This is a genomic window from Halorubrum sp. Boch-26 (assembly GCF_029889805.1).
Classification (GTDB): Archaea; Halobacteriota; Halobacteria; order Halobacteriales; family Haloferacaceae; genus Halorubrum.
In genome coordinates this window covers 1-5,472 of the sequence record NZ_JARANT010000127.1, presented here as the reverse complement: position 1 = coordinate 5,472, position 5,472 = coordinate 1, and the positions used below count along the sequence as shown (strand labels likewise).

Genomic DNA, 5,472 nt, shown 5'->3' with positions numbered 1-5,472 from the left:
CGATCCGACCCCGACACGGTCGCGGCGCTCGCGGGGTCGTATCCGACGGTCGAGTTCGACGCCGAGCGCCCGACTCGCGGGGCGGTCGCCGACGCGGTCGCCGCGGCCGACCGCTCGTCCGCCGTGGACTCGGAGAGGCTCGTCCTCTACCAGACGGGCGCCGTCGGCGTCGAACCGATCGTCTACGTGCTCGCGCCGACCGCAGCCGACGCGGCGCAGGTCGTCCGGGACCTGCTGTAAGAGGGGTTCCCGCCGGCCCCGAACCAGCGGGCTTTAGGCCCGTATCCACGATACCTCGATACACGCACCACATGAGCCACGAGGACTTCCCCACGGATGACCCGGCGGTGGTGACCTGTGGACTGCCGTACGCAAACGGCGACCTCCACATCGGCCACCTCCGCACCTACGTCGGCGGCGACGTGTACAGCCGCGCGCTCGAGCGACTCGGCCAGGAGACCGCGTTCGTCTCCGGTTCGGACATGCACGGGACGCCCGTCGCGGTCAACGCCGAGCAGGAGGGCGTCTCCCCCGAGGCGTTCGCGCTCGACTGGCACGAGCGCTACGCCGAGACGTTCCCCAAGTTCAACGTCGAGTTCGACAACTACGGCCACACCCACGACGAGACGAACACCGCGGTCACCCAAGGGCTCGTCCGCGACTTAGCGGAGGCCGGCCACGTCTACGAGAAGGAGATCATGGTCGCGTACGACCCGGTCGACGACCAGTACCTCCCGGACCGCTACGTCGAGGGGACGTGCCCGTACTGCGGCGCGCACGCCCGCGGCGACGAGTGCGACGAGGGGTGCCAGCGACACCTCGAACCCGGCGAGGTCGAGGACCCCGAGTCGACGATCACCGGCAACCCCGCCGAGTACCGCGAGCGCACCCACAAGTTCTTCGAGGTCTCGGAGTTCTCCGACTACCTTTCCGGCTTCCTCGACCGGCTGGAGGGGACCTCGAACGCGCGGAACCAGCCCCGCGAGTGGATCGAGCAGGGGCTCCAGGACTGGTGTATCACCCGCGACATGGACTGGGGCATCGATTACCCCGGCGGCGAGGCGACGGAGTCGACTCGGGAAGGCGGTGAAACCGCCGACCACGACCTCGTCTTATACGTCTGGGTCGACGCCCCGATCGAGTACATCTCCTCGACGAAGCAGTACTCCGAGCGCGTCGGCGCCGACGCCTTCGACTGGGAGGCCGCGTGGAAGGAGGGCGCCAGCGGCGCCCATCCCGAGGGCGGCGAGGTCGTCCACGTGATCGGCCGCGACATCATCCAGCACCACACGATCTTCTGGCCCGCGATGTTAGAGGCGACCGACCATACCGAGCCGCGCGCGGTGATGGCGAGCGGCTTCGTCACTCTCGGCGGCAAGGGGTTCTCGACGAGCCGCGACCGCGCCGTCTGGGCCGACGAGTACCTCGACGAGGGGTTCCACCCCGACCCGCTGCGCTACTACCTCGCGACCAACGGCGGCTTCCAGCAGGACGTCGACTTCTCGTGGGAGAAGTTCCGCGACCGCGTCAACACCGAACTGGTGGGGACGGTCGGCAACTTCCTCTACCGCTCGCTGCTGTTCGCCCACCGGAACTACGACGACGCGCCCATCGCGGACGCGACGAGCGACGAGGTCCGAGCCCGCATCGAGGAGGCGATCGACGACGTCGAGGCCGCGGTCAACGACTACTCCGTCCGGGCGCTCGGCGACGCAGTCACCGATCTCGCGCGCTTCGGTAACGAGTACATCCAGCGCAGCGAGCCGTGGAACCTCGTCGACGAGGACCCGGACGAGGCCGCGCAGGTCATCCACGACTGCGTCGCGATCGCGAAGGCGATCGCGGTGCTGTTCGAACCGATCGCCCCCGAGAAGTGCGAGCGCCTGTGGGACCAGCTCGGCGAGGAGGGATCCGTCCACGAGGTCACCGTCGACGCCGCCCGCGAGGGGCCCGCCGGCGACCTCGCCGAGCCGACCGAGCTGTTCGAGCAGATCGAAGACGAGCGCGTCGAGGCGCTCAACGAGAAGCTGGAGTCGCGGGTCGCCGAGGCCGAGGACGGCGGCGAGGGCGACGCCGCGAGCGATTCGACCGACGAGGAGACGACAGACGGCGACGCGACCGACGACACCGACATGAGCGATATCGAGCCCATCAGCGACGACCGCATCGGCTTCGACGACTTCCAGGAACTGGACATCCGGATCGGCCGGATCGAGGAGGCCGAGGGGATCGAGGGCGCCGACGACCTCCTGAAGCTCCGCGTCGACCTCGGCGCGGAGACCCGGACGATCGTCGCGGGGCTCAAGCAGCTGCACGACGTCGACGACCTGCCCGGAACGAAGGTCGTCGTGCTCGCGAACATGGAGAAGGCGGAGCTGTTCGGCGTCGAGTCGAACGGGATGGTGCTCGCCGCCGGCGAGGAGGCCGACCTCCTCACTACCTACGAGGACGCCGAGCCGGGCACGAAAGTGACGTAGGAACCAGCCTCGCTCTTTGACTTCAGGCGTCGAGCACTTCGATCAGGTTCCCGTCGGGGTCGACGACGAACAGGACTGTCGTCCCGCTCTCGGTCGTTCGCGGTTCGCTGAGCGTTTCCACGTCGTCGTCGAGACCGCGATAGAACTCCTCTACATCGTCGACCGAGAGCCCGAGGTGGATCGCGCCGGGTCGGTTCAGCTCCGGATCTGCCGTCGCTTCGCCCTCGGGGTCGTACGCGACGAGTTCCACGATCGTCTCGGCGCCTTCCTCGCCGGCGACGAGGTGCGCGAAGTCGGCGGCCGCGCCGTCGACGTCGACGGCGTCCGCGAACGCCTCGCCGTCCACGGCGAACTCGGCGGCGACGTCGAGGCCGAACGTGTCGGTATAAAAGTCGACGGCGCGGTCGAGGTCGGCGACGGTGACGCCGACGTGGTGTGGGGTCGGATCGGACACGGGTCGACCGACGGCGACCGATTTAAAAACCGTGTCGGCCCGGACTGCCGCCGGTCAGAGGAACCCGGCGAGCCCCATCGCGTCCGCGAGCGGGATCCCGGCGACCACGGAGCCGATCAGGTAGCCGCCGACGGCGCCGCCGTTCAACAGCGGGAGGCCGGCGTGGGGACGACCCTTTATGACCCAACTCATCAGCACGAGGAGCCCCGCGAGGCTTCCGACCATCGCGAGCAGCGCGGGGAGGTTGATCCCGATCAGCGGGACCGCGAGCCCGGCCGCGGGGGAGAACGTCGCCGCGCTCGCGACTAACACCGCCGGGATCACGGCGTCCCCGAGGCCGATGAAGAACGCGTCGCGCTCCTCGATCGGCGTGGGGTCCGAGACGTCGGCGTCGTCGGAGTCTCCCTCTCCGGCCTCGTCGCCGTCGGCGGTCGCGGAGTCGTCGGTCTCGTCGGGATCACTCTCGCCCTCCTCGTCGCCGTCGTCGAGGAGCGAGTACGACAGCGACAGCGGGATCACGAGGACCACGGGGATGTTCAGGTCCATCACTCCCTCCGCGAGCGACAGCATGTGCTCGGTGCCGTACACCGATATCGCGTCGTAGACGGCGAGGAACACCAGCAGGATCAGCGCGGGGAGCAGCCCGAAGGAGATGCCGAACAGTCCGGCCGCGCCGGCACCCATCAACGCCCCGGCCGTGTCGATCACGTACCACTCGGGGTAGACGAGCAGTCCGACGCCGACCGCGGCGGCCGGCACGGCCGCCGCCAGCGGCGACACCAACGCGGAGAAGACGTACCACGAAAGCCACGCCGAGGTGCCGACGATGAGAAGCCGAACCGCGCCGTCGAAGTTGTATTTAAACGCAGCGAGCATCACGCCCGTCATGACGAGGATCGCGAGGACGTACACGACGCTGTTCGTCGGATCGTCCGGGTTTTCGACCGCTTGATAGCCGCTCTCGGCGAACTCGGGGACCAGCGCCAACGCGCCGAGCTGGACGGCGAGGAACAGGCCGACGACGAAGGCGACGCCGCGGTACTCGCGGGGGAACATTCGACCGACGGTTCGGGATCAGGGGGTTTCGTCCTTGCGCTTCGGCACGCGGCGATCCGCGGTTCGATTCGTTGTGTGCCGCGGCTCGGCAGCTCGGTCGGAGTCAATTCGAGACGCCCGCGTCCGTCGTGAGAGGGATCCGGTGCCGCGAACGACGGTACCGTGTTGTCGTCGGTGGTCGCAGAATGGGTTCGGGTACGGTGTGGGAGCGGGTCGGACCCGAACCCGAAGCCGACGGACGACGGACGGTGGAAGCGAGTGTCCGGCCGGCCCGCCCGAAACTGGAGGGGCCGGCCGGTTTCGTCCGCGGCGTTTCCCAACAATCCGATCCGGAACAAGAAGCTATCGCCCGAATTATCGTAGCCGATACTCGTCGTCGGTGGCAGGGCGCGGGCGACACGGCTCGCGACGAAAGGGAAGACGGGATGTGGCGAACGGGACAGGCGAGATACGGCGAAAGGCGAAGGTGGGACGGGAGGCGGGCGGACGATGGCCGGACAGCGGACCCCCGGGCTGTCGTCGGCGTCGCCGCCCAAGCGGTCGAGACGGGCGCGTGGTGTTGTCGCCGAACTCCAACGAGAAAAGCGTCGGACTTCGGCATTCATCAGTAACGGCTGCTCCGGTATAAACCAGACGGTCCGCGATCGGCGTTCGGGATCGGAATCGGGGGTCGGAAGCGAGGGGCCGCGGTCAGCGCCGGTCTCGCAGCGCGGGGAACTCGTCGCGCACCGCCGCGACCCGCTTCGGGTCTATCTCGGCGCTCACCGTGGTCGGTTCCTCGCCCGCGGACGCGAGCGTGGTGCCCCACGGGTCGTAGACGGTCGTCCGCCCGCAGAGCGCGTCGCCGTCGAACGCGCCGCTCCCGTTGACGGCCGCGACGTACGCGAGGTTCTCGATCGCCCGCGCGCGTCCGAGCGTCCGCCAGTGCTCAACGCGCGGATACGGCCACGCGCTCGGCACAAGCACGCAGTCGACGCCGGTCGCGACCATCTCGCGGAACTGCTCTGGGAACCGGAGGTCGTAGCACGTCGTGACGCCGATCCGCACGCCCTCCAAGTCGACGACCGGAACCCGCTCGCCGGGAACCATCCGGTCGGTCTCCTCGGAGCCGTAGCCGAACAGGTGGTGCTTCCGGTAGACGAGCCGGCGCTCTCCCGCACGGTCGAAGAGGACCGCCGCGTTCGCGAGCCCCGCTTCCGCCGGGACCTCGATCCCGTCCGCGGCGGAGGCCGCGAGGTCCTCGACGACGGTCCCCGCGAGGACGTTGACGCCGGCCTCCGACGCGACCGCCGCGAACCGCGACAGCCGGTCGCCGTCGAGGCTCTCCGCCGCCCGGGCGTACGAGTCGAACGCGAAGTAGCCGACGTCGAACAGCTCCGGGAGAACGACGAGGTCCGCCCCGTCGGCGGCGGCCGCCCGGACCCGGTCGGCCGCGCTCTCGACGTTGTCCGCGACGGCGCCCCCCTCGACGCCGAGCTGCACGCA

5 protein-coding genes are annotated in these 5,472 nt (G+C 69.3%); 2 read left to right on the top strand and 3 right to left on the bottom strand.

Annotated elements, in window-relative coordinates; translation table 11 throughout:
- Both OQF71_RS13585 and metG read left to right on the top strand, forming a co-directional pair.
- Positions 1 to 240: thiamine-phosphate synthase family protein (locus tag OQF71_RS13585; RefSeq protein WP_280588316.1), on the top strand; the 240-nt coding region annotated here is incomplete at its 5' end.
- A gap of 71 nt (positions 241 to 311) precedes the next feature.
- Positions 312 to 2,477 (top strand): methionine--tRNA ligase, encoded by a 2,166-nt coding sequence (gene metG / locus OQF71_RS13580; RefSeq protein ID WP_280588315.1) that lies wholly within the window; start codon positions 312 to 314, stop codon positions 2,475 to 2,477.
- 22 nt (positions 2,478 to 2,499) lie between these two features.
- On the opposite strand, the gene OQF71_RS13575 is transcribed toward metG, so the two are convergent.
- The 3 genes from OQF71_RS13575 to OQF71_RS13565 form a co-directional block, all read right to left on the bottom strand.
- The gene (locus OQF71_RS13575; RefSeq protein ID WP_280588314.1) at positions 2,500 to 2,931 is read right to left on the bottom strand and encodes a VOC family protein; all 432 of its coding nucleotides are present in this window, start codon (positions 2,929 to 2,931) and stop codon (positions 2,500 to 2,502) included.
- A gap of 54 nt (positions 2,932 to 2,985) precedes the next feature.
- A complete protein-coding gene (locus OQF71_RS13570) occupies positions 2,986 to 3,987 on the bottom strand; it encodes a presenilin family intramembrane aspartyl protease PSH (protein WP_280588313.1) in 1,002 nt (333 codons plus the stop codon).
- A gap of 690 nt (positions 3,988 to 4,677) precedes the next feature.
- Positions 4,678 to 5,469 (bottom strand): nitrilase-related carbon-nitrogen hydrolase, encoded by a 792-nt coding sequence (locus OQF71_RS13565; protein WP_280588318.1) that lies wholly within the window; start codon positions 5,467 to 5,469, stop codon positions 4,678 to 4,680.
- Between the last annotated feature and the right edge of the window lie 3 nt (positions 5,470 to 5,472).